At 70.3% G+C, this 24,135-nt stretch carries 17 protein-coding genes; 8 read left to right on the forward strand and 9 right to left on the reverse strand.

Translation table 11 applies throughout. The annotated features are described in order from the left end of the window. Window positions 1–27 precede the first annotated feature (27 nt). Window positions 28–279, reverse strand: coding sequence for a hypothetical protein (locus tag AC0VYP_RS07465; protein WP_475473162.1), 252 nt, complete (start codon window positions 277–279; stop codon window positions 28–30). A 343-nt stretch (window positions 280–622) separates the two neighbouring features. On the opposite strand from AC0VYP_RS07465, the gene AC0VYP_RS07470 reads away from it, so the two are divergent. Further along, window positions 623–1,075, forward strand: a complete 453-nt coding sequence (locus AC0VYP_RS07470) for a DoxX family protein (protein WP_285760941.1) — start codon at window positions 623–625, stop codon at window positions 1,073–1,075. A gap of 227 nt (window positions 1,076–1,302) precedes the next feature. Next, window positions 1,303–1,764, forward strand: a complete 462-nt coding sequence (locus AC0VYP_RS07475; protein ID WP_285760942.1) for a DoxX family protein — start codon at window positions 1,303–1,305, stop codon at window positions 1,762–1,764. Window positions 1,765–1,860: 96 nt separating this feature from the next. Here AC0VYP_RS07475 and AC0VYP_RS07480 read toward each other — a convergent pair whose 3' ends face one another. Then, window positions 1,861–2,151 (reverse strand): TFIIB-type zinc ribbon-containing protein, encoded by a 291-nt coding sequence (locus tag AC0VYP_RS07480; RefSeq protein WP_285760944.1) that lies wholly within the window; start codon window positions 2,149–2,151, stop codon window positions 1,861–1,863. 335 nt (window positions 2,152–2,486) lie between these two features. Here AC0VYP_RS07480 and AC0VYP_RS07485 point away from each other — a divergent pair, with 335 nt between their 5' ends. From AC0VYP_RS07485 to AC0VYP_RS07495, 3 genes are all read left to right on the forward strand, one after another. Next, on the forward strand, window positions 2,487–2,924 hold the full coding sequence (locus AC0VYP_RS07485) for a DUF485 domain-containing protein (RefSeq protein WP_285760946.1): 438 nt from the start codon (window positions 2,487–2,489) through the stop codon (window positions 2,922–2,924). Then, window positions 2,921–4,582: a solute symporter family protein gene (locus tag AC0VYP_RS07490; protein WP_475473165.1), complete on the forward strand. Its 1,662-nt coding sequence runs from the start codon at window positions 2,921–2,923 to the stop codon at window positions 4,580–4,582. The genes AC0VYP_RS07485 and AC0VYP_RS07490 overlap by 4 nt, the downstream gene beginning before the upstream one ends. Before the next feature lie 344 nt (window positions 4,583–4,926). Then, window positions 4,927–6,837, forward strand: a complete 1,911-nt coding sequence (locus tag AC0VYP_RS07495) for a rhamnogalacturonan lyase (protein WP_475473166.1) — start codon at window positions 4,927–4,929, stop codon at window positions 6,835–6,837. A gap of 187 nt (window positions 6,838–7,024) precedes the next feature. On the opposite strand, the gene AC0VYP_RS07500 is transcribed toward AC0VYP_RS07495, so the two are convergent. The 7 genes from AC0VYP_RS07500 to tkt all read right to left on the reverse strand — a co-directional run bounded on the left by AC0VYP_RS07500 (window position 7,025) and on the right by tkt (window position 16,575). Beyond that, window positions 7,025–7,906 carry a sulfurtransferase gene (locus AC0VYP_RS07500; protein WP_475473168.1) on the reverse strand — a complete coding sequence of 294 codons (882 nt, stop codon included), beginning with the start codon at window positions 7,904–7,906 and terminating at the stop codon, window positions 7,025–7,027. Window positions 7,907–8,027: 121 nt separating this feature from the next. After that, window positions 8,028–8,816 (reverse strand): 6-phosphogluconolactonase, encoded by a 789-nt coding sequence (gene pgl, locus AC0VYP_RS07505; RefSeq protein WP_285760976.1) that lies wholly within the window; start codon window positions 8,814–8,816, stop codon window positions 8,028–8,030. Beyond that, on the reverse strand, window positions 8,813–9,739 hold the full coding sequence (locus AC0VYP_RS07510) for a glucose-6-phosphate dehydrogenase assembly protein OpcA (protein ID WP_285760979.1): 927 nt from the start codon (window positions 9,737–9,739) through the stop codon (window positions 8,813–8,815). The genes pgl and AC0VYP_RS07510 overlap by 4 nt, the downstream gene beginning before the upstream one ends. A 57-nt stretch (window positions 9,740–9,796) precedes the next feature. Then, window positions 9,797–11,326 carry a glucose-6-phosphate dehydrogenase gene (zwf, locus tag AC0VYP_RS07515; protein ID WP_285761101.1) on the reverse strand — a complete coding sequence of 510 codons (1,530 nt, stop codon included), beginning with the start codon at window positions 11,324–11,326 and terminating at the stop codon, window positions 9,797–9,799. An 84-nt stretch (window positions 11,327–11,410) separates the two neighbouring features. Next, window positions 11,411–13,045, reverse strand: a complete 1,635-nt coding sequence (locus AC0VYP_RS07520) for a glucose-6-phosphate isomerase (protein WP_475473170.1) — start codon at window positions 13,043–13,045, stop codon at window positions 11,411–11,413. A gap of 197 nt (window positions 13,046–13,242) precedes the next feature. Further along, window positions 13,243–14,349 carry a transaldolase gene (tal, locus tag AC0VYP_RS07525; protein ID WP_475473172.1) on the reverse strand — a complete coding sequence of 369 codons (1,107 nt, stop codon included), beginning with the start codon at window positions 14,347–14,349 and terminating at the stop codon, window positions 13,243–13,245. 105 nt (window positions 14,350–14,454) lie between these two features. Continuing rightward, a complete protein-coding gene (tkt, locus tag AC0VYP_RS07530; RefSeq protein WP_475473174.1) occupies window positions 14,455–16,575 on the reverse strand; it encodes a transketolase in 2,121 nt (706 codons plus the stop codon). A 588-nt stretch (window positions 16,576–17,163) separates the two neighbouring features. Between tkt and AC0VYP_RS07535 the strand changes: the two genes are divergently transcribed. The 3 genes from AC0VYP_RS07535 to AC0VYP_RS07545 all read left to right on the forward strand — a co-directional run bounded on the left by AC0VYP_RS07535 (window position 17,164) and on the right by AC0VYP_RS07545 (window position 24,120). Then, window positions 17,164–18,153: a heme o synthase gene (locus tag AC0VYP_RS07535; protein ID WP_285760987.1), complete on the forward strand. Its 990-nt coding sequence runs from the start codon at window positions 17,164–17,166 to the stop codon at window positions 18,151–18,153. 235 nt (window positions 18,154–18,388) lie between these two features. Continuing rightward, window positions 18,389–19,273: a DUF4132 domain-containing protein gene (locus AC0VYP_RS07540; protein WP_475473175.1), complete on the forward strand. Its 885-nt coding sequence runs from the start codon at window positions 18,389–18,391 to the stop codon at window positions 19,271–19,273. Beyond that, on the forward strand, window positions 19,270–24,120 hold the full coding sequence (locus tag AC0VYP_RS07545; protein ID WP_475473176.1) for a hypothetical protein: 4,851 nt from the start codon (window positions 19,270–19,272) through the stop codon (window positions 24,118–24,120). The genes AC0VYP_RS07540 and AC0VYP_RS07545 overlap by 4 nt, the downstream gene beginning before the upstream one ends. Window positions 24,121–24,135: the final 15 nt, after the last annotated feature.

Below are 24,135 nucleotides of genomic sequence, written 5' to 3' on the forward strand. Positions count from 1 at the left end.
GGGGTCCTGGTTGCCGCTATGGGCTGGTTACGCCTCGGCGGAAGTCTCGTCAGCGGAAGTCTCGTCGGACTTCTTGGTGACGCGGCGCTTCTTCACCGGGCGCGAGTAGTCCACCAGTGCCTCGAACTGGGTCTCGTACTCCTTCTTGCACTCCTCGCAAGAGTTGACCTCGCGCACGGTCCCGTCCCAGGCGAACTGGACGACCTCGGTGGCCTCGACCTTCTCGTCACGGACGGCGTGCGGGTCGCAATATTTGCGCGTGAAGACCTCGGTGACCACGATGGCGGCTCCCCATTCGGTGACTGTGTGGGTACTGGCCCCAAAATCATACACGCGTACGAACGCGGGTTCGGGGGTGCGCAAAGGGGGTGCTGGGTAGCTGCACAGGGCGCGCCACAAGGGAGAAGCCTAGCGAAGTTCGGACAGGCTCCGGCCCGTGGCGCAATGGGGTGGCCGGGGAGGCTGCGTGGAGGTGTGGCATTGGCCACGTTCCGTATCCAGGCGAATACGAATACGATCAATTTTCCTCGGAAGATGTTCCCGGGACGGTTGAAGGTCAAGGATCCCCGCCCTTATTCCGCGCCGACCGTATTCAGTCAATCGATGGAAGAAGGATCACGTCATGGCCGAGACCACTCGTCACACCAGGGCCTGGGCGGCCGACATCACCGCCCTCGTCGCCCGCGTCGCCGTGGGCCTGGTGTTCATCGCGCACGGCCTGCAGAAGCTCGGCGGGGGAGTCGGTGGCACTGCCGAGATGTTCGCCGCCATGGGCATCCCGCTTCCGCAGGTCGCCGCCGTCGTCGCAATCGTCATCGAGGTGGGGGCCGGTGCCGCCCTGCTGATCGGACTGGGGCTTCCTGTCGCAGGCATCCTGCTCGCGGCCCAAATGCTCGGCGCTTTCGTCTTCGTGCACACCAGCGACCCTTTGCTGGGCGGCTATGAACTGGTTCTGGTCCTGGGGGCCGCGGCCCTCGCGTCGGGCTTCAACGGCGGAACCCTCGCGGTGGACCGTTTTCTCCCCTGGGGGCGCTCCGCGGTCCGTGCCACCGAGCCGGTGTCGCGTTCCTCGTAGGCCCTGATCCGCTCGCCTCGGGGGTGGACGCTTTTTGCCTCCGAGGCCCTTGTGGGTAAGGGATTTGGCACCTTTTGAGTATTGTGGCGATCGCTCTTGGTGACCGACCATGTACCGCACAGCGCGCGTCCGTCACCCCGTGGATGCGCATCCCTGCACGGAGCGGGTGGTCGTCCCGCCCCTTCCGTGGTCGGTCATGCTCGAATCGACGAGAGAAGACGATCATCATGCGGCACTACACCCCCACCCTCCGCGACAGCCTGGTCGATATCACCGCCCTGGTGGCCCGTATCGCCGTGGGTGTCACCTTTATCGCCCACGGCGCCCAGAAGCTCGGCATGGGAGTCGAGGGGGCCGGGCACATGTTCGATGCCATCGGCGTCCCGTTCCCGCAGGCCGCCGCGGCGCTCGCCATCGCGGTGGAGATCGGGGGCGGTGCGGCCCTGCTCCTCGGACTGGCGCTGCCCGTGACCGGTGCGGTACTCGCCGGCTTCATGGCGGCGGCCTACTTCTTCGGTCACCTGGGCGCCCCGCTCACCGGTCCCGGCGGATTCGAATTGGCCCTGGTGCTCGGCGGCTCGGCCCTTGCGCTGGGCTTCGCCGGCGGCCGGTTGACCGTGGACCGTTTCCTTCCCTGGGGCAGGCAGGCGGTACGCACCTCGGCGACCGAGGTCAGTCCGGCGGCCTGAGTCGGTATCTCCCACGGGCCTTCGCGCGTATTTGGGAGCGCTCCCAAATACGCGCGAAGGTGGCCCCGGTCCGCCTCGGCGGTCCGGGGCCTCTGCTCAGTCGAAGATCTCGTCGAGGAAGTCGGCCTGTCGCTTACGGCGTTCGCCCTGGTAGTCGTTGCGGGTGTAGGCGTCCTCGCTGTTGTCCCCGTTGTCGCGATGGCGGCGTCCGCCGCTGTACTCGTCCTCCTGGCCGCGCCGCCAGCGGTGCTCGGCTTCCAGGAGCTGTTCCAGCTCGCCGCGGTCCAGGAAGATTCCCCGGCACTGCGAGCACTTGTCCACGGTCACGCCCACGAGGTTCTCCCGGCTGAGCGAGCCGGGGCACTTGGGGCAGGAGAGAGTGTTCATGACAATGTGGATAGCGCATCGCGGCGCCGGGTTCCACTCGGGGCGGTTCCCGAAGCGCGATCGTCGATGCCCGTTGTTCGCCCGGGTGGGCGACGCGGGCAAACCGGCAAACATCGTCGAGATTTCGGATAAGCCGAACGTGTGCCGTTGCCGCTGGATATCGTAGGTGACTGCCCCTCGCTCTCCCGGGTGTGCCCGAATTCGACCGGCATCACCCAAGAAGGGGATTCTTTGCGAAATGTCGCGGCCCCGAACGGTTGCATGAATTTCGGTGGACCACGGGGAAAGTGGCGCTCCGGCGGGGAGAGGCGGGGAGCCCGTTTTGGGAGAAAAACGTGGTGGACCGTCGTGAGAGCGCTGATCCTGGACCGGCTCCGGTTCAAGGCGGGCAGTGGTGGCACTCCGAGGAGGAGCGTCGAGGGCAGCTCGTCCAGCAGAGCATCCAGATCGTCCGAATGGGGGCCGATCCGCGTTTCGTCGCTCTGCGCAAACGGTTCATCCGTCAGTTTTCCCTCCTTGTCGTCTTTTCCCTGGGCTGGTATCTCGCTTATGTTTTCCTCACCGTCTACGCCCGTGATCTAATGGCGATCCGAGTCGCCGGATCGATCAATATCGGTCTGCTCGTTGGAACCGGACAGTTCGTCTCGACCTTCCTGCTCGCCTGGGGCTACGCCCGTTGTGCCGAGCGTTCCATCGATCCCGTCGCCGTCGAGTTGCACACCGAGATGCGAGCGGCCGATGCCGCCCGCAACGGCGAAACGGTGCGCCCGTGACCCTCGGGCAGCTCTGGACCATCGCATTCTTCGCGCTCTTCGTCGCCGTCACCGCCATCGTCACCGTCCGGGCCCGACGCGGCGCAGCGGGAATCCTCGACTTCTATGCCGGTGGACGGCGCTTCGGCAGTACCCAGAACGGCCTGGCGCTGACCGGTGACTACCTTTCGGCGGCCTCCCTCCTCGGCATCGCCGGGATCATCGCGCTCGACGGCTACGACGGCTTCCTCTACTCGGTGGGCTTCCTGGTGGCGTGGCTGCTGGTACTCCCGTTGGCGCAGCTGATACGCAACACCGGCCGCTTCACCATGGCCGACGTCCCCGCTTTCCGGATGCGTCGGATGCGGGTCCGGATGGCCTGCACCACGTCCACGGTGACCGTTTCGGTCTTCTACCTGCTCGCCCAGATGGTCGGTGCGGGAGCGCTGGTCACGCTCATGCTCGGCATCGACCAGGGGGGTTCCTTCCTCGGAATGGATGCCGTCCAGGCCAGGACGGCATCCATCGTCGCGGTCGGAGTGCTGATGGTCGGTTACGTCATGTACGGCGGGATGAAGGCCGCGACCTGGCTGCAGATCATCAAGGCCGTCGTACTGCTCACCGGAACCGGGCTGCTCACGTTCGCGGTCCTTGCGGTGTTCGGGTTCAACGTCGACGACATGCTCACGGCAGCGGCCGACACCAGCGGCCGGGGACAGGCGTTCCTCGAACCCGGGCTGCGGTTCGGCCAGGAGGTGGCCGCGGACCCCGCCCGGACCCTCATCAACAAACTCGACCTGGTCAGCCTGGCGCTGGGGCTGGTCCTGGGCACCGTCGCGCTTCCGCACATCCTGACGCGCTTCTACACCGTGCCCGACGGCAGGGCGGCGCGCGCCTCGGTCAACCGCACCATCCTGCTGGTGGGCGCGTTCTATCTCATGACCTTGGTGCTGGGGTTCGGTGCGGCGGCCCTGGTCGGCCCGGAGCGCATCGCCGCCCAGGACCCCTCCGGCAACACCGCCGTTCCCCAGCTCGCCCGGGAGGTCGGCGAGCTGCTGGGCGGACCGGTCGGCGGCGCCGTGCTGCTCGCGTTCATCTGCGCGGTCGCCCTGGCCACGATCCTCGCGGTCGTCGCCAGTCTCACCCTGGCGTCGTCGGCCTCGTTGGCACACGACCTCTTCGGCCACGTCCTGATGTGGGGGCGTTCCAAGGAGTCCCAGGAGGTGGGCGTGGCCCGTCTCGCGGCGGTGCTGGTCGGAGCCGTGGCGATCGGTCTGGCCGTCGTCGCCCAGAACCTCAACGTCGCTTTCCTGGTCGGCCTGGCCTTCGCCATTGCCGCCGCCGCCAACCTCCCGGTCATCGTGCTGTCGCTGTTCTGGCGTCGCTTCAACACCAGCGGGGTCGAGGCCGGTATCTACGGGGGACTGCTGTCCTCTGTGCTCCTGGTCTTGCTGTCGCCGGTGATGTCGGGCAAGACCGATCCGGTGACCGGAGCGAACCTCTCGCTGCTGCCCTCCTGGATCGACATCCAGCTCTTCCCCCTGGAGAACCCCGGTCTGGTCTCCATCCCGCTCGGCTTCCTCTGCGCCGTCGTCGGGACCCTGCTCTCCCGTGAACGCAACACCGCCCGCTACCAGGAGCTCCGCGTCCGGTCCCTGACCGGCACCGGGGCGCATTGAGCAGCGGCAACCCCACTCATGTGTGGTCATGCCCCGGTTCCAGCTTGAGATGTAACCCCACATAAGTCGTGAAAAACACCTTGACTTGCGCACACCTCCGCAGCCCGATGGCCGGACAGGTGCCCCTCGCGCAATCGCCTATGGCGCAGGGGTTCTCGGTGCGTATCTTTCGTGTTACGTTCTGTCCCACCCTTAGCAGGTAAGCGCTTACCTTTTGTGGGGAAAGGGGAGGCGCGTTCTGCGAGGTCGTCCGGGCTCCGCTTGTGGTGGGGCCCGGTCAAACCAGCAGGCGGTCGGGGACAGCGACCCCACCCGCCTCGAAAGTGCTCATAAGGAGTGCTCCTGTGCGATCCCCCCTACCCTCCTCACCCTCCGGTCCAGACCGGCTCCGCCGAACCGCGGCCCTCCTCAGCCTCCTCGCGCTGACCGCCGCGCCCCTGGCCGCGGCCCCCGCCCACGCGGACGTCCCCGCCGCGCCGTCCGCCGCAGCCGCCGATCCCACGGGCACCCGCCAGGCCGAGCGCCTCGACCGCGGTCTGATCAGCGTACGCAGCGGTAACGGCAACCTGGTGAGCTGGCGCCTCCTCGGCGGTGACCCGCCAAACGTCGGGTTCGACGTCTACCGCGGCTCCACCAAGGTCAACTCCTCCCCGCTCACCGGGGCCACCTCCTATCTGGACTCCGGGGCGGCGGCCAGCGCCTCCTACACGGTGCGCGCGGTCGTCAACGGCACCGAGCAGGCAGCGTCGTCCGCCTCGCTCACCTTCACCAACGGTTACCTGGACGTCCCCCTCCAGCGCCCCGCGGGCGGCACCGTCAACGGCTCCGCCTACACCTACGACGCCAACGACGCCGGCGTCGGAGACCTCGACGGCGACGGCCGCTACGAGATCATCCTCAAGTGGGAGCCCACAAACGCCCAGGACAACTCCAATTCCGGTTACACCGGCCCCGTCATCATCGACGCCTACACCCTCACCGGCACCAGGCTGTGGCGCATCGACCTCGGCCGCAACATTCGCGCCGGGGCGCACTACACCCAGTTCCAGGTGTACGACTACGACGGGGACGGGCGCGCCGAGGTCGCGATGAAGACCGCCGACGGCACGCGCGACGGCGCCGGGACGGTCATCGGTTCGGCCTCGGCCGACCACCGAAACTCCGCCGGTTACGTGTTGAGCGGTCCTGAGTTCCTCACCGTTTTCGACGGCCGCACCGGCCGGGCCCTGGACACCGTGGACTACGTGCCCGCGCGCGGCACCGTCTCCTCGTGGGGCGACAACTACGGCAACCGGGTCGACCGCTTCCTGGCCGGGACCGCCTACCTCGACGGCCGGCGTCCCAGCATGATCTTCTCGCGCGGCTACTACACGCGCACCGTCATCGCCGCCTGGGACTTCCGCAACGGCCAGCTCACCCGGCGCTGGACCTTCGACACCAACAGCTCCACCAACAGCGGCCAGGGCTATGACGGCCAGGGTTTCCACAGCCTGTCCATCGCCGACGCCGACGGCGACGGCCGCGACGAGATCATGTTCGGCGCGATGGCCGTGGACGACAACGGCTCCCGGCTCTGGACCACCCGCTACGGCCACGGCGACGCCCTGCACGTCGGGGACTTCGTGCCGGGCCGCCCCGGCCTGGAGGTCTACGGGGTGTCGGAGAGCGCGAGCCAGCCAGACGCCTGGCTGGCCGACGCGAGGACCGGGGCCACCCTGTGGCGTACCGCAACCGGCGGCGACAACGGACGCGGTGTGGCCGGCGACATCTGGGCGGGCAGCCCCGGTGCGGAGTTCTGGTCGGCACGCGTGGGCGGGCTGGCCAACACCTCCGGCCAGAACGTGGCCCGCAAGCCCGGTTCGACGAACTTCCTCGCCTGGTGGGACGGCGATCCCAGCAGGGAACTGCTTGACCAGACCCAGATCGACAAGTACGGGCCCAGCGGCGACACCCGTCTGCTCACCGGTTCCGGCGTGGCCGCGAACAACGGCACGAAGGCCACCCCCGCGCTGTCGGGGGACATCCTCGGCGACTGGCGTGAAGAGGTCGTCTGGCGCACCGGTGACAACTCGGCACTGCGCGTCTACTCCAGTCCGCACGCCACCGACCGCCGCATCCCCACCCTGATGCACGACACCCAGTACCGCACCGCGATCGCTTGGCAGAACACCGCCTACAACCAGCCGCCGCACCCTTCGTTCCACATCGGTGACGGCATGGCGACCCCGCCGTGGCCCGACATCTACCACCCCTGATCCTCCCGGGGCGAACAAGGGGGGCGGATGGTCCCGACGGGCCGCCCGCCCCCTCCGTGCGGGCCGGGGCCGGGAACTCACCAGGGCCGGATGCCCTTTCCGGCCGGGGCAGCCGGACGAACGCTTCACCGGCAACCGGGATCCCCCGATTCCCCGGCGGGTGGAGGGCCGTTCCGGGATACCGCCCCTATCGAGGGGAGGAGCCGGTGACCAGGGGCAGAGAGCTGTCGGCGCTCCACTCCGTCAACGAGCCGTCGTAGACGGCCACGTCGTCCCGGCCCACCAGGGCCAGGGCGTGCGCAACCCCGGTGGCGGCGATTCCGCCACCGCAGTAGGTGACGGGAGCGACGCCAGGGTCGAGCAGCCCCGCCCGATCGAAGATCACGCGCAGTTCCTCGACCGGCTTGAGCAGTCCGGTCGAGGGGTCGGTGATCTCGGTGACCGGCAGGTTGATACTGCCGGGGATGTGCCCGGGGCGGCTGTACGTGGTCCGTTCGCCCCGGTAGGTCTCGGGATCCAAAACGTTGACCAGCACGGTGTGCTCGTCGTCGACAGCGGCTGCGACCTCCTCCTTCGAACGCAGCAGCCCGGGGCGACGCGCGGGAGTGAACTCCGCGGGCGGCACAGTGGAAGGGGCATCGGTGACGGGCCGTCCGGAGGCCGTCCAGGCCCGCAGGCCGCCGTCGAGCACGGCCGCGTTGTCGAAACCCTCCAGGCGCAGATGCCACCACAGGCGGGTGGCCCAGAAACCGCTGCTCTGGTCGTAGAGCACGACGCGCCGTCCGTCGCCGATGCCCAGTTTCGCGGCGCTCGCCGCGAACTTCTCCGAGGGCGGGACCGTCCAGGCCCCGGAAGCCTCGGTGTCGGCGAAGTCCGTGAGCAGGTCGGCGAAGACCGCACCGGGGATGTGCTCGGCCTCGTACGTGGATCGTCCGGATTCCAGGGTGTAGGGGCCGTTCGCGGGCAGTGCCAGGTGGGTGGTGGAGTTGACCACCACGAGGCCGTCGTCGTCGAGGTGCTCGGCCAGCCAGGCCGCGCTCACCGTGGGTGCACTGTCGTGAGACGTCATCGCCACTCCTTTTTCATACTAAAACGGTCGAAAATTAATAGTATGCGACGGGAATGGAAAAGCCCTGGTGACGATGGACACCAGGGCGATTCGACACCATGGGCGGAGCCCGTGCGGACGGCTAACCGCCCGCACCCGTGCGCAACTCCTCCGGCAGGGCGCCGGCGGCCTCGGCGTCCAGGAGGAACAGTGTGCGCGAGCGCCCCCGTGCACCGGCCGCCGGGACCTCCAGAGGGCCGGCCTCCTTGGCCAGGGCCAGTCGCACCGCCTCTGCCTTGCCCGTCCCCGACGCCAGCAGCCACACCTCCCGCGAGGCGCGGATCGCAGGCAGGGTCAGCGACACCCGGGTCGGCGGCGGCTTGGGCGAGTCGTGCACCGCGACCACCGCCTGCCCCGTCTCGCGCAGGGCCGGGTGCTCCGGGAACAGCGACGCCACATGGGTGTCGGGCCCCACGCCCAGCAGGCATACGTCGAAGGAGGGCGAATCGGCGCCGTCGGCCGCCGCGCGCAACTCCTCGGCGTAACGGGCCGCCCCCGGCTCCGGCTCGGGACCGTCGGCCCCGTCCGACGCGGGCATGGCGTGCACCCGATCGGCCGGGAGCGCTATGTGGTCCAACAGCGCGGCCCGCGCCTGTGTCTCGTTGCGCTCGGGGTCGCCCGTGGGAAGGAAACGCTCGTCACCCCACCACACGTCCACCCGCTGCCAGTCCACGGCGTCGCGCGCGGGGGCCGCGGCCAACTCCTTCAGCACCGCGATGCCGATCCCACCACCGGTCAGCACGATCGAGGCACTGCCGCGCAGTGCCTGGGCGTCCACCAGGCGGGTGATGATGCGCGCCGCCGTCGCGTGCGCCAGCAGGCCGGAATCGGGATGGACGACGACGGTGGGCGGGTTGGCGATAGTGGTCACGCCGAGACTCCTGTCGTCCTGATGGCAGCCGCCATGTGGCGCACGGTCCGCTCATAGGTCTCGTCCGGGTCCAGCCGGCGCAACTCCTCGGAGAGGAACTCCGAGACCCGTCGCCGTGCCAGTGCCACCGTCTGGTCGGGCTGGTTGGGCCGTTTCAGCGTCGCTACCCGTCCGTCCAGGCGCGAGATCTGGATCTCGCCCTCATCGGTGAACAGCTTGGCGTCGGTGATGCCGGGACCGCCCGACTCCTTGCGCTCCACCTCGACCTCCAGTTGCTGCGACAACCAGGCCGCCAGCAGGTTGGCGCTGGGGTAGTGCGACTCGGCGCTCACCTCGGCCGCCGACACCCAACCGCACGGCTGGTCCATCGTGGAGGCAAGCAACGAGCGCCACGGCGTGAGCCGGGTCCAGGTGAAGTCGGTGTCGCCCGGAACGTAGTGCTCGACCCTGGCCAGCAGGTCGGCCATGGGGTCGGCGGCGCTCTGGGCGTCGGTGATGCGCCGGTGGGCCAGACGTCCCACGGGGTCCTCCGCGGGGTTGGCCGGTCCGGTGCCGGGCCACCAGGCGACGATCGGCGCGTCGGGGACCAGCAGCGGGGTGATCACCGAATCGGCGTGTTCGCCGAGAGGTCCGTAGAGCCGCAGCAGCAGTGCCTCGCCGGGACCGGCCGTGCCGGGACGGCGGATCTCGGCGTCGATCGCCGGCTCGGCGTCCGGGTCGCGTCGGATCAGCGCGATCACCCGACTGGGGTGCTCGTGGCCGGCCTCGGTCGCCGCGCGCACCGCGTCGTAGTGGTCGGCCTCGTCGGTGACGATGATCAGGGTGAGTACGAGGTTCATCGCGCCGCCTCCGACGCTACGCCGCTCGGTGGCCAGGGCCTCGGCGATCTGCGACGTCGTCGTGCGGGGAAGGTAGAGCGTCATGGGTCCTCCATGAGAAGCGGGTGCCATCCGGGTGCGCCGTCGGCGAGGACAACGGGATCAGGGCCTGCGCCACTGCCGGCCGTCGCGGGCCAGCAGTTCGTGTGCGGACTTCGGCCCCCACGCGCCCGACTCGTACTGCTCGGGCCGACCGGCCTTGACCCAGTGCTCCTCGATCGGGTCGAGGATGCGCCAGGACAGCTCGACCTCCTCCTGGCGGGGGAACAACGGCGGGTCGCCGATGAGCACGTCCAGGATGAGCCGCTCGTACGCCTCTGGGCTTGCCTCGGTGAAGGACTCGCCGTAGCTGAAGTCCATGCTCACGTCGCGCACTTCCATCGCGGCTCCCGGAACCTTGGAGCCGAACCGCAGCGTCACGCCCTCGTCGGGCTGGACCCGGATCACCAGCGAGTTGGCGCCCTGCTCCTCGGTGGCGGTATGGCTGAACACCCGGTTGGCGGTGCGCTGGAACACCAGGGCCACCTCCGTGACCCTGCGCCCCAGGCGCTTGCCGGTGCGCAGGTAGAACGGGACGCCCGCCCAGCGCCTGGTGTTCACCCCCAGCTTGATCGCGGCATAGGTCTCGGTGGTGGAGTCGGACGGGATGCCCTCCTCCTCCAGGTATCCCACGACCGACGCGCCGCCCTGCCAGCCTGCGGCGTACTGCCCGCGAGCGGTGGCCGTCTCCAGGTCTTCGGGCAGTTCCACCGCTGAGAGCGCCTTCTCCTTCTCCGCCCGGATCGCGTCGGCGGTGAAGGACAGCGGTTCTTCCATGGCCACCAGTGCCAACAGCTGCAGCAGGTGGTTCTGGATGACGTCGCGCGCCGCGCCGATGCCGTCGTAGTAGCCGGCCCGGCCGCCCACCCCGATGTCCTCGGCCATCGTGATCTGCACGTGGTCGATGTAGGAGCGGTTCCAGATCGGCTCGAACAGCGTATTGGCGAACCGCAGCGCCATCAGGTTCTGGACGGTTTCCTTGCCCAGGTAGTGGTCGATGCGAAACACCGACTGCGGCGGGAACACGTCGTCCACGACCGCGTTGAGGTCCTGGGCGCTCTTCAGGTCGTGGCCGAAGGGCTTCTCGATGACGACCCTGCGCCAGGCGTGCTCCTCGGACTCGGCCAGACCACTGCGCTTGAGCTGGGTGACCACCGTCGGGAACAGTTTCGGCGGCAACGAGAGGTAGAACGCGTAGTTGCCGCCGGTGCCCCGGTCCGCGTCCAGTTCGCGCACGGTGTCGGCCAGTTTGTCGAAGGCGTCGTCGTCGTGCAGTTCGCCGGGGACGAAACGCATCCCCTCGCTGAGCTGGCGCCACACGTCCTCCCGGAACGGGGTGCGCGCGTGTTCGCGGACGGCCTCGTGGGCGACCTGCGCGAAGTCCTGGTGGGCCCAGTCCCGGCGGGCGAAACCCACCAGTCCGAAGCCCGGCGGCAGCAGGCCCCGGTTGGCCAGGTCGTAGATGGCGGGGAGCAGTTTCTTGCGGGCCAGGTCGCCGGTCACCCCGAACAGTACGAGCACGCTGGGCCCGGCGATGCGCGGCAGGCGCCGGTCCAGCACGTCACGCAGTGGATTCGGGACCGCGCCCGGCATCACCGGTTCTTTCACGATCGTTCTCCCCAAGAGGTGGTGGGTGGTGTGCGCCGGGCGCGATCCGCGCGCCCGGCGCGACAGGGATCAGGGCTGGACGGAGCCCAGCGCGGAGGTCAGTTCGGTCAGGCCCGCGGCCCGGTCGCGCAGGTGCAGGCGCACCGCGGGCCGGCCGCGTTCGGCGATCGCACCGAAGTCGCCGAGCGCCTGGGCCAGCTGCAGCCTCCCGAACGAGTACGGCTTGCCCGGTACGGGCAGGTCGCGGACGGTCTCGCCGGTGATCTGCAAGAACACGCCGTTGGCGGGTCCGCCCTTGTGGTATTGGCCCGTGGAGTGCAGGAAGCGCGGCCCCCACCCGAAGGTGACCGGGCGCGGCGTCAGCGCGGCCAGTCCCGGGCGCAGCGTCGCCGCGGCGGTGTCGCCGTGACGGTCGAGGTAGGCCATGACGGCGAGATAGCCGTCCTCGGGAACGGCCCGCAGCAGTACCTGTAGCACCGAGGCGAGGTCCTTGGCCTCCCCGAGCAGTTCGGGGTCGGCCGTGTAGACCTCGACCGCCCCTTCGACCAGTAGCGGCGTGCCGGTCGGCAGCGGCCCGTCGTCGCCCGCCGAGTCCAGCAGCGCCTTGGTGTTGTCCTTGGACTCCTGGACGTTGGGCTGGTTGAAGGGGTCGATCCCCAGGAGGCGCCCGGCTACGGCCGTGGCGTACTCCCAGGCCAGGAACTGTGCTCCCAGCGGTCCCGACACCAGGGTGTCGGCGTGTGCGGCGTCGGGGCCGCCGTCCTCGGAATAGGCGATCAGGTGGGTGTCGGGGCCGGGAACGAATCCGGGGGCCTCCGCGCCCTCCACGACCACCGGCAGCAGCCCGGTGCCGTTCTTGCCGGTCGATTCGGCCACCAGCTGCTCGATCCAGTCGCCGAGCCCGGCCGGGGTCGCTCCGGCCAGCACGACCTTGTCGTGACCGGTGAACCCGCCCAGTGCCGCACCCAGCAGCAGCGCGGCGTTGCCCCCCTCGGCCAGTGTCTCCGACACGGCGGCCGCCTCGTCCAGGAGCGCTTCGACGTCCACCCCGGCCAGTGCACTGGGCACGAGACCGAATGCGGTCAGCGCGCTGTAGCGCCCCCCGACATCGGGGTCCGCGAGCACGGTGGGGTAGCCCTTCTCCGCGGCCAGGGCGGCCAACGGGGAACCGGGGTCGGTGACGACCACGATGCGTTCGACGGGGTCGATCCCGGCGTCGGTGAACGCCTGCTCGAAGGCGCGGCGGTGGCTGTCGGTCTCCACCGTGCCGCCGCTCTTCGAGGACACCACCACGACCGTACGCTCCAGGTCGGTGCCCAACGCGGTGCGCACCTGGCCGGCGTCGGTGGTGTCGAGGGCGACCAGGGAGGCGTTGCGGCTGGCCGTGATCACCTCGGGCGCCAGCGAGGAGCCGCCCATCCCGGCCAGGACGACGCGGTCCAGCCCCAGGGCCCGCTTGTCAGCGGCGAGCTGTGCGATCTGGCCCAGCAGTGCCCGCGAGGTCTGTGCCAGGTCCATCCAGCCCAGGCGCACGGCGGCCTCGGCCGCGGCGTCGGTGCCCCAAAGGGTGGCGTCCTTGGCGGCAAGCCTGGCTGCCACATCGTCCTGTTCGAGAACCCCGTCCACGGCCGCGCGCGCTGCGGAGTGCACAGCACCGCGCAGCGTGATCGTGAGGTTTGCGGCGCGTACCTGATCACTGCTCAAAGCGATTGGTCCTTCCTCGTCTCACACACGGACTCTGCAATTGTGTCGGGACCGCGTCGTCGGAGAGAATTCACGCAACCAGCCGTTCCGCGATTGGGGCGGCCGAAACCTCGGAGTGGGAGCGCGAGTGGCAGCGCGGGTCCGGAGCCGGCACCCGGGAGCGGCCGGGCGGGTCGCCCCGCCCGGCCGCTCGGTGCTCAGCGCTGCTTGTCCAACTCCTGCGCGACGCGTTCGAGCAGTTCCTCCCAGGACTTCTCGAACTTCACGACGCCCTCGTCCTCCAGCACCTTGACCACGTCGTCCAGGTCCACGCCCGCCGCGGCCAGCGCGTCGAGGTCGGCGCGGGCGGCCGCGTAGGCGCCGCGCACCGTGTCGCCGCTGATCTCGCCGTGGTCGGCAGTGGCCTGCAGGGTGGCCTCGGGCATCGTGTTGACCGTGTTGGGGGCGACGAGCTCGGTGACGTAGAGGGTGTCGGGCAGCGCGGGGTCCTTGACACCGGTGGACGCCCACAGGGGGCGCTGGGCCTGTGCCCCGTCTGCGACGAGCGCCTCCCAACGCCGGCCGGCGAAGACCTCCTCGTAGGCGGCGTAGGCAAGACGCGCGTTGGCCAGTGCGGCCTTGCTGCGCAGTCCCAGCGCCTGCTCGGTGCCGATGGCGTTCAGTCGCTTGTCCACCTCGGAGTCCACCCGGCTGACGAAGAACGACGCCACCGAATGGATTTCGGACAGGTCGTGACCGTTGGCCTTCGCCTGCTCCAGACCCGAGACGAACGCCTCCATGACCGCGCGGTAGCGGTCCAGGGAGAAGATCAGGGTCACGTTCACGCTGATGCCCTCGGCCAGCGCCGCCGTGATGGCGGGCAGCCCCTCGACCGTCGCCGGGATCTTGATCATCAGGTTGGGACGGTCCACCAGCCACCACAGGGCGCGCGCCTCGGCGATGGTGCGCTCGGTGTCCCGGGCCAGGCGCGGGTCCACCTCCAGGGAGACCCGGCCGTCCACCCCTCCGCCGTCGCGGTATACCGGAAGCAGCACGTCGGCGCCCCAGCGGATGTCGTAGGCGGTGATGGCGCGCACGGCCTCGTCCACCGACACGCGCCGGATCGCCAGGTCGTGCAGTTGGGCGTCGTAGGCGTCGCCCTCGCTCAGGGCCTTGGCGAAGATCGTCGGGTTGGAGGTGACCCCGACCACGTTGCGCTCGGCGATCAGTGCGGCCAGGCCGCCGCTGCGCAGCCGTTCCCGGCTGATGTCGTCCAGCCAGACCGCCACGCCTGCGTCGGACAGCTTCTGAAGTGGGCTGGTCATAATCGCTCTTCCCTCGATCCCCATCGTCGTTGCGGCGTCGTCAACGGTGGTCGCCTGCCGACGAAGCGGAGGGCCCCGCTCAACGCGAGGCCCTCCCGTCAACCGCTAGCTACCGGTCGTTGTTCCACTTTCGTAGCCCAGTTTGGCGATACTGGCGTGCACTGCCGCCTCCACCCGCTCAGGGGTGATCCCGAACTGCTCGTACAGCGTCTGGTACGGCGCCGAGGCACCGAAGTGCTCCAGGCTCACCGACTCGCCGGCGTCGCCGATCAGCTCGCGCCACCCCAGGGCCAGCCCCGCCTCGACCGAGACGCGGGCCCGCACCTCCGGCGGGAGCACGCGCTGGCGGTAGGCGTCGTTCTGCTCGTTGAACCACTCCACGCACGGCATGGACACCACGCGGGTGGGTGTTCCGGCGTCCTCCAGGCGCCGGCGCGCGGCCAGGGCGATCTCCACCTCGCTGCCGGTGGCGATGATGATCGCCTGCGGGCGGCCGTCGCTCGCCTCGGCCAGCACGTAGCCGCCCTTGGCGGTGCCCTCGGCCGGACCGTACTCCGAACGGTCCAGGACCGGCACGTTCTGGCGGGTGAGCGCCAGGGCGGCCGGGCCGTCGCCCCGCTCGATGATGGTGCGCCAGGCCACGGCCGTCTCGTTGGCGTCGCCGGGACGCACCACGGCCAGGCCCGGGATGGCGCGCAGCGCCCACAGGTGCTCCACCGGCTGGTGGGTGGGGCCGTCTTCGCCCAGGCCGATGGAGTCGTGCGTCCACACGTAGGTGACCGGCAGCTTCATCAGTGCGGCCAGGCGTACAGCAGGGCGCATGTAGTCGCTGAACACCAGGAACGTGCCGCCGTAGGGGCGGGTCGGGCCGTGCAGGGCGATCCCGTTCAGGATCGAGCCCATGCCGTGCTCACGAATGCCGAAGTGCAGCACCCGGCCGTAGCGGTTGCCCGAGAACGCCTTGGTGGAGTACTCCTCGGGGATGAACGACGGCTCGCCCTTGGGCGTGGTGTTGTTGGATCCGGCGAGGTCGGCCGAACCGCCCCACAGCTCGGGGAGCACCGGGGCGATCGCGCTCAGCACGTTGCCGGAGGCGCTGCGGGTGGCCATTCCCTTGGCGTCGGTGTCGAAGGTCGGGACGGCTTCCTCCCAGCCCACGGGCAGCGCGCCGGAGAAGAGCCGGTCGAACAGTTCGGAGCGCTCCCCGGCGCCCGTGCGCCACGCTGCCAGGAACCCGTCCCACTCCGCGCGTGCCTCGCGTCCGCGGGCAACCGCGGCGCGGGTGTGCTCCAGGAGCTCGGCGGGCACGTCGAAGCGGGTGTCGGGGCTGAGGCCGAGCACCTGCTTGGTGGCCTGCAGTTCCTCGGTGCCCAGCTTGGAGCCGTGGACGGCGCCGGTGTTCTGCTTGTTGGGCGCGGGCCAGCCGATGATGGTGCGCAGCCGGATGAAGGACGGGCGGTCGGGCTCGGACTGGGCGGCCGTGATCGCCGCGTGCAGCGCCTCGATGTCCTCGTGGTAGGAACCGCCGCTGGTCCAGTCGACTTCCTGGACGTGCCAGCCGTAGGCCGCGTAGCGCTCGGCAACGTTCTCGGTGAACGCGATCTGGGTGTCGTCCTCGATGGAGATCCGGTTGTCGTCCCAGATCATGATCAGGTTGCCGAGCTTCTGCGTGCCCGCCAGCGAGCTCGCCTCGTGGGAGACACCCTCCTGGACGTCGCCGTCGGAGCAGATGGCGTACACGAAGTGGTCGAACGGACTCTCGCCCTGCGCGGCCTCGGGGTCGAACAGGCCGCGCTCGCGGCGGGCGGCCATCGCCATGCCGACCGCGTTGCCCACTCCCTGGCCCAGCGGACCGGTGGTGGTCTCCACGCCCGCGGTGTGCCCGAACTCGGGGTGCCCGGGGGTCAGGCTTCCCCATTGGCGCAGTCGCTTGATGTCGTCCAGGCTCAGGCCGTAGCCCGCCAGGTAGAGCTGGATGTAGAGGGTGAGGCTGGAGTGGCCGCACGACAGCACGAACCGGTCCCGGCCGACCCAGGTCGGCTCGCTGGGATCGTGTCGCATGATCTTCTGGAACAGCAGGTAGGCGGCTGGGGCCAAGCTCATCGCGGTTCCGGGGTGGCCGGACCCCGCTTCCTCAACCGCGTCCATCGCGAGGGCGCGGACCAGGTTGACGGCACGCTGGTCCAGCTCCGACCACTCAAGGGTCTTGGAGGTACCGGTGTTCACGCGGGCTCAGGGCTCCTTTCGCGCATCCAGGCCAGTGGCAGGCATGGTGGCCCGAAGAAAAAGTAGGTGGGTCAGGTGGTCCGGGACGCCGCGTTGCCCGCACCGCCAGGCGCGACGGCTAGCGACACACGGAGTGGCGGCGGGTGCCATCCGCAGTCCGCGGGGTGCGAAATGCCCAGGGGCATGACTACCCCGACCCTATCGCGCAAACCCCTCAAGCAGGATGTTCACCCCGCCCCACCTCAGGAGGCGGCATATGGCAGGCTCGCAGGAACCGTTCACGTGCCCGGTGCCGTTTCGAGGCGGACCCGGTGAGAGCCGCCATCTGGTAAGCACTACACTCTGTCGTTGATGGCTTGTGGACGGCTCGCGCGGTTGAGCCTGAGACCAGGGCCGTTTTGGGAGGCCGAACCGCGGGTCCGCTGTGGCGAGCGGGCGATCAGTCGTGAAGATTCCCTAATTCTTTCGAGGTTCTAGCGTGTCTGTAGAGCGGATGACCCCCGCCGTGCGTTTCGCGCCGCACGGTCGGCGGGCCGAACGGCGGCGGAGTGCTCCGACCGGGCACGCGTCGAGGAACCGGCGGTCGTCATGACCCTGCTCGACAGGTCCGCGGCCACCCCCGACGCACCCGACCCCGATCCCGCCGACGCTCCCGCCGTCGAGTCCTCGGTCCGTTCGCGTTCTTTCGGCGCCTACGTGCGCGCCTATGTGGCGCTGTCCAAGCCGCGCGTCATCGAACTGCTGCTCATCACCACCATCCCGGTGATGTTCGTGGCGGCCCAGGGCGTGCCTCCGCTGTGGACGGCTGTGTGGACGCTGCTGTTCGGCACGATGTCCGCGGCCAGCGCCAATGCGATCAACTGCTACATCGACCGCGACATCGACCAGGAGATGCGCCGGACCCGCAAGCGGCCCGGAGCCATGCACCAGGTCACCCCCCGCGGGGCGATGATTTATGGCCTCACCCTGGCAGTGGGCTCCACAGTCGGGTTCGCGCTGCTGGTCAACTGGCTTTCCGCGGTGCTTTCGCTGTTCGCGATCGCGTTCTACATCTTCGTCTACACGATGCTGCTCAAGCGGCGCACCGCACAGAACGTCGTATGGGGCGGTATCGCCGGGTGCATGCCGGTGCTGATCGGTTGGGCGGCGGTCACCGATCGTCTCGACTGGGCGCCTTTCATCCTGTTCCTGGTGGTGTTCTTCTGGACCCCCCCGCACACCTGGGCGCTGGCGATGCGCTACCGCGAGGACTACGCCGCGGCCAACGTGCCCATGCTGCCCGTCGTCGCCGGCGACCGTCGGGTGCTGCTGGAGTGCGTGCTCTACACCTGGGCGACCGTCGTGGTCTCGCTGATCCTGTGGCCGGTGGCCCAGACCACGCTGTTCTACCCGGCGGTGGCCGGCGTGCTCGGCCTCGTCTTCCTGGTCCAGGCGCACCGCCTGTTCAACCAGTCGCGCGCCGGTGTGTCGGGCGCCAAGCTGAAGACGATGAACTTCTTCCACCTCTCCAACGCCTACCTGGCGCTGCTCTTCGTGGCGGTCACCATCGACCCGCTCCTGAAGGGCCTGTTCGCCTGAGCGCGAGGCCGCCCGCCCGATCCGGGCGCGCGTGAAATCCGGTGATGCGGATGGGCCGTGCCGACCGGCACGGCCCATTGGCATGAACAGTCCCAAAGCCTGACGGGGAAGGGCAGCTGGCTTTCCCGAACGCCGTTGCCCGTGTCGCTGCCGGGCGCCGGCCGGCCTGCGGCGGGGAGGTCCGGCGATACGCAAGGGCTGTGCTTTGTCGCAGGGGCTCGCTATAACTTCTGCCATGTCCACCACTTCCCCTCCCACCGCCGAGCTGAACTGGGCAGAAGGCCCAGACGGCTACTCGCTCGCGCTGGACGGCACCACCCTCGTGTGCCGCAACGCCAAGGGCCGCCGCCTCAAGTCCGTGCCCAAGAAGGTGCGCGGCTCCGCCGAGGCCGAGCGCCTCACCTCCCTGGCCCAGTTCCTGGAGCGCCACGAGCGCGAGTGCCGCCACAGCGTGGAGTCCTGGCTGCTCGGTTCGCTCCCGGTCCCCGCTGCCACCCTCGCCCAGGTCTGGCCCGACCCGACCTGGCAGGACCTGCTCGCCAACCTCTTCGTGCTCCCCGCGCAGGGCGGCGAAGGCGGCTTCCTGCGCGGCGTTGACGACAACGGGCGCATCGGCGTCGTCGACCTCGACGCCGAGAGCACGTGGCTGGAGGCCGACCGCGTCGTCCTGGCCCACCCCGTCCTCATCGAGGACCTCGACGACGTCCGCGAGTTCGCCCTCGAACTCGACATCACCCAGCGCCTGCCCCAGCTCACCCGCGAGGTCCACCACAAACCGAGCCCCATCGCCCCCGACGCGACCGCGGTCACCGACTACGGCGACGCGGTCTTCGCCGAGCAGCGCCACGCGGTGGGCCGCGCCCAGCGTCTCGGCTTCGCCGTGCGCGGCGGCTATGCCGTATGCCGCGTGCTCGAAGGCGGCCGGTCCGTCCAGGCCCGCTACTGGATCGGTGCCGACTCGCCCGACTACCAGACCGAGGCCGGCTCCCTGATCTGGGTCAACGCCGACGAGCGCCCCATCAGGCTCACCGATGTGGGCCCCATCGCCTGGTCCGAAGGCATCCGCATGGCCGAGCTCGTCTACGCGGGCCGCACGATCAACGAGCAGGAGTCCCAGTGACCGCCACCCACAGCACCGCGATCGGACTCCTCGACGCGGGCCTCGCCCCCCTCGACATTGCCGATGACGGACACATCGACCCGGTGCGCGCCCGCGGCTACACCCATCCCGCCCTCGGCGAGCGCCGCCTGGTGCGCCTGGTCCCCGACACCCTCGCCCCGGCCGAGGACGCGGCGCTGGAGTTCCTGAACTTCGCCGCGCCCACCGTCTCCGAGCCACTGTCCATGGCCCGCCCGCGCGGCCTCGGCTACCCCGAATGGGCGCTGGTGCACGACCCCGAGCGCACCGCCGAGGCGCTCGCCCTGGTCAAGCCGATGGAGCGCGCGGCCCGCACGGCCGCCACCCGACCCGGTGCCGCCATCGAGGCATTCACCCGTCTGGCCACCACCGTCCCGGTCGCCCACCTCGCCTCCTATTGGGAGCAGGTCGGCCGGATCTTCATCGCCGCAGACGGCGCCACCACCGCCGCCGTCATGTTCGGCAAGGCCCGCGAGGCCGAGATCGTCTACAGCCTGCCCGTGCACGAGACCACCAGGCGCGAGGCGTTCCTGGAGTTCGCGTTCGCCGGCGCGCTCACCGTCAAGGCCCTGGCCAACCATGCCGCGGAGCTCAGTCGCCGCTACGAGCCCGCCCGTGCCTACACCGAGTTCCGCGAGCTGTCGCTGCGCCGGACCCTGGGCGGCCTCCCGCCCTGGACCAACCTCCCCAAGCAGCTGCGCTCCCTTGCCACGGCAGCCGGCCTGGACGCCGGCGCGGAGGAGACCGCGCTGCTGCGCGAGCTCATCGACATCCCGGTCGCCGCAGCCGCACCCGGCGGTTTCTGGAGGGCCGCCCGGGCCTCCACGGTCGCCCTCGGCCGTGCCGACGCCGACGCCGCCCGCGCGCTCCTGGGGCTCTTCCCCAACGGTGACACCGCCTTCCAGGGGTGGTGGCTGGACCTGCTGGCCGACGCGGGCGCACTGGACCTGCTCTCCGACGCGGGAGAGGCCGTGCCCGGCGGCGCGGCAGGCTGGCTGTCCCGCATGGTCCGGCACGTCAGGGGCTGGCGCAGTACCACCCCGGCCCAGCTCTTCGACCTCCTGCCGCGCATCGCCGAGCGTCTCATCGCCGACGGCGAGCCCCTCTACCTCGACGGCGGATACCCAGGGCGGGGCCGCGAGGTCAACCTCGGCCTCCTCGACCTCTGCCTCCACCTCGGAGTGCCGGTCCACCCGCCGCGCGAAGGCAGCCACCTGGACCTCGCGGACTGGGCGTACAGCGGCCGAAAGGTCCCGCGCCGCGACCTCGCCGCGTTGCTGGCCGACCCGGTCTGGGAGCCGCTGCTGGAACAGGCCGTCGCCGACTACGGCGGCCACCAGGAGGTGTTGGAGGACCTGCTGCCCTATCCGTTCCTGCACCCCTATGTGGACCGTCGGCTGCACGCCCTCGTGGGCGGCCTGGCCGGGAAGGCCCTGGGCGAGGCGCAGGTGACCATCGAGAGCCTCTCCCGCCAGGTCAGGGGCGAGGCGTTCACCGCCTTCCCCGATCGCCGTGCCGAACTCGACGCGGTCAACTTCGACGAGATCCTGGCCAGGACCCTGCGCGCCGGCATCCTCGACGAGTACGGCTGGGACGCCCTCGACGAGGCCGTCCGCGAGCTGGCCGGCGACAGGCCCAAGAAGCATGCGCTCACTACGACCACGAGCTGGCCGGTGCTCACGCTCACCTCCCAGACCAAGGCGATCGCCGTGGGACCGAAGGGGCGTGTGGCCGAGCACGACCTGCGCCTGCCCCCGGGGGGCAAGCAGCCGCTCGCCGTCTACTCCGGCGGTCAGTTCCTCGTCTGCTACCGCCAGGGGTACGACGATCACGCCTACTGGTCAACAGACCCCGAGACCCGGTTGGAGATCGACAACTACGGTGCCGTCTCCAACTGGCGCTGGCACACCACCGGAAGCCCCGCCCAGCTCGGCGCGGACGGGCTCCGCCTCTCCGGGCACCGTGCACTCGCGCCCGGTGACAAACCGGCCAAGGCCGACCTGCGCCTGTTGGGCGACGGTGCGACCTACTGGGTGCACGAGCACAACACCCTGCGCGAGGTGGACCCCGTCACCGGCGGTCGAGGCCGCGCCAGCCTCCCCGCCTTCCTCGAGGAACTGCCCGTCGCCCAGGGCGAACACCTGCTGTTGGGGAGCTCCAGCCTCGCCCGGCTCCCCGACGGATGCGGTCCCAGCCCGCTCGGCCACGCGGACGGCCTGGCCGGCTTCGCGGTGGTGCGGACCTCCTTCGGGAGGGGGTGGGGCGCGACCCACTCCTACCGGGTCACCACCATCGACGGCCGGACCCGCGCAGTGGCGCTGAAGCAGGGCGAACGCTACGCCCGGCCCGTCCCCGCGGGGCTCATCAGCTACCCGGGCGGCGCCGAGCACGTCCTCTCCAACGACAACGGCGTCTCCCTCCACGGAGCCGACGGAGCCCAGATCTGGAGCTGCCACATCGGCTCCGCCTGCGACTGCACCGCCAAACTGGGCACCCCCTATCTGCCCGAAGTGGCGTTCTGGCACTTCATGACCGCTCGTGATGTCGTCGCCTCCGCCCGGCTGCGCTCCGTTCGCGCGGCCGACCTCGCACCACTGCTCACGGCCGCCGAGGAGGAACACCGCGACGCCGCCGGGGCAGCGCGCACGGAGGCCGCGGCAGCCGCGCTGCTCGCGGACGGCTCCCACACGCCGCACCCTTCCCTGGTGAAGGGCGTCGCGGGCATCGCGCTGGCGGTCGTACGCCAGCAGAGGGCCCTGCGCAGGAAGGCGGTACAGGTCACCCGTACCGCCGCGGTTCCCGTCCAGAAGGAGAGCGCCGCCCTCACCAAGGGGCTCCAGCGTTTCCTGAGTGCCCGCCCCAGCGGTCCGTCCGACACCGTCGCCCAGATCCGGACGGTCTCGGACTTCCTGCGCGGTTCGACCGACGCCGACGCCGCGTCGCGCCATCCGCACTCCTCCGTCAACTGGACGGGCCTGGTCGGCGCGATCGCGCTCCCGGCCTGGTACGCCGTTTTGCCGAGCACCCCCGAAGACGTGCGCTCCGAACTCGTCGGCTTCCTCGGAGCCTGGTCGGAGACGGTCTTCGCCGACCCCTCCGCCTCCCTGGACCACGGCCTCATCCGGCTCGCCGGCGAGGACCGCATCGCGCACGCCGCCCCCGACGGCCGCCGCCGCCTCGGCCTGAACATGGCCGCGTACATCCCCGACATCGAGCGCCGGTACGGGAAGTTCACCCGGGCACGCCGCTTCGTCGAGCTGCGGCGCGGGCCGGCGCTCACGATCGAGGCCCCGGCCGCCGAGCACGAACGCGACCGGATGGCCCCGGGGTGGGGCTCCCCCGCCCAGCTCCAGGCCCTCGTCACCGCGGCCGCCGAGCACGGCCCCCTCACCTGGGACCCCGAAGCCGCACAGCTCCTGGCCGACCGAACCGGACTGACCCGGGCCGCAGCGGTCCTGCTGCTGACGTGCTCGATGCGCCTGACCCGTTGGGAGAGGCCGCTGGCCCCCCAGGCGAGGACCCTGCTGGGGCTCAAGGCCGCCGAGGCGGAGCTCGGCGCGACCGAGCTGTCCGCCCTCGGCCGGGACGGCCTGCTGCCGCTGTTCCGTTCCGCACTGCCCGAGACCCCCGAGGAGATCGCCGGACTGTGGAGCCCCGGTGGGACCCTGGTCGTGGCCGAACGCCTGGCCGAGGCGTGGAACGCGCGCTTCGGCCCCAGGCTCCCCCTGGACAAGACGACGCTGGCGGCCCTCGGTTCCCTCGCCCCCTCCGCGCAGGTGCTGGACTGGGTCCGCATGCTCGCAGACCCTGCCGGCGCGCCCGCCCTGGCCCAGGACACGCGTTCCTGGCTGGGGAGGGAGGAACGGGGCAACGGGCATCGCGCCATCGAGTTGTTCTTCTCCGACAGAACGACCATCACGCTCTCCGACATCGTCCCCGCCCTCACCGCCCTCATCCCCTGGGCCTACACCGAGCTGCCCGAGGGAAACCCCGTACGCAGCGGCATTCCCGCGGTGCTGCGCGCGGTACTGGACCGGCTCGCCGCCCCCGACCTCCTGCTCTTCGCCATGCGCAGTTGGGCGCACGGGGACGAGTCCCGGAACCGGCTCCTGGAGCAGATCGGGGGGACGCCCTACCGCGACCCCAAGGGCACCGAACCCTTCGGGCAAAGCGGTGACAACGGCGTCTCGGTGCTCGTGGCGGAGGGGGCGTACACGCAGCTGTACTTCCGCCCGGCCCGGCTCGGCGACGACGCCGACTCCCGGGTGCTGCGCGCGATGGCCGCCGACTCCTCCCCCTACGTCTCCCTGGTGGACCACGTGGACCTGCTGCGCAGTCCCGGCTTCGCGGCGATCGCGCAGCGCGTGGCGGACGGCCTCCCCGACGGTGCCTACGAGTTCGACCCGGGGGCTTCCGCGCCCCGGACCACCGAGGAGGCGGCGCAGGCACTCGGGGTGTCCTCGGAGGCGGCCCGGCTCTACCTCCAGTTGCTGGCGATGCTCGAACCCACCGACAAGCGGGTGCGTGCGGCCAACGGCTGGACCCCGGCCCGGCACAAGAAGGCACAGACCGAACTCGTGGACGCCGGCCTGGTCGTCGCGGCCAAACGCTCCCGAGCGGGACGGTCGGTGTTCCTGCCCGGTCAGTGGATCGACGCCAAGGCGCCCAACCTGCCCTTCGAGGCGTGGAAACTGCCGCTTTACGGCCTCACGACCGACAGCATGGGGCGTCCCGAAGGGCAGCTGACCAGGTTCGTCGCGCTGGATTCCCTGCCCGCGATCGTTGACCGTGCCTGGCAGCGGGTGCGCGGAGGGGACGGGCCCCGCTAGGGGTGAGGGTGCCCG

The organism is Nocardiopsis sp. iso_186, assembly GCF_056173365.1.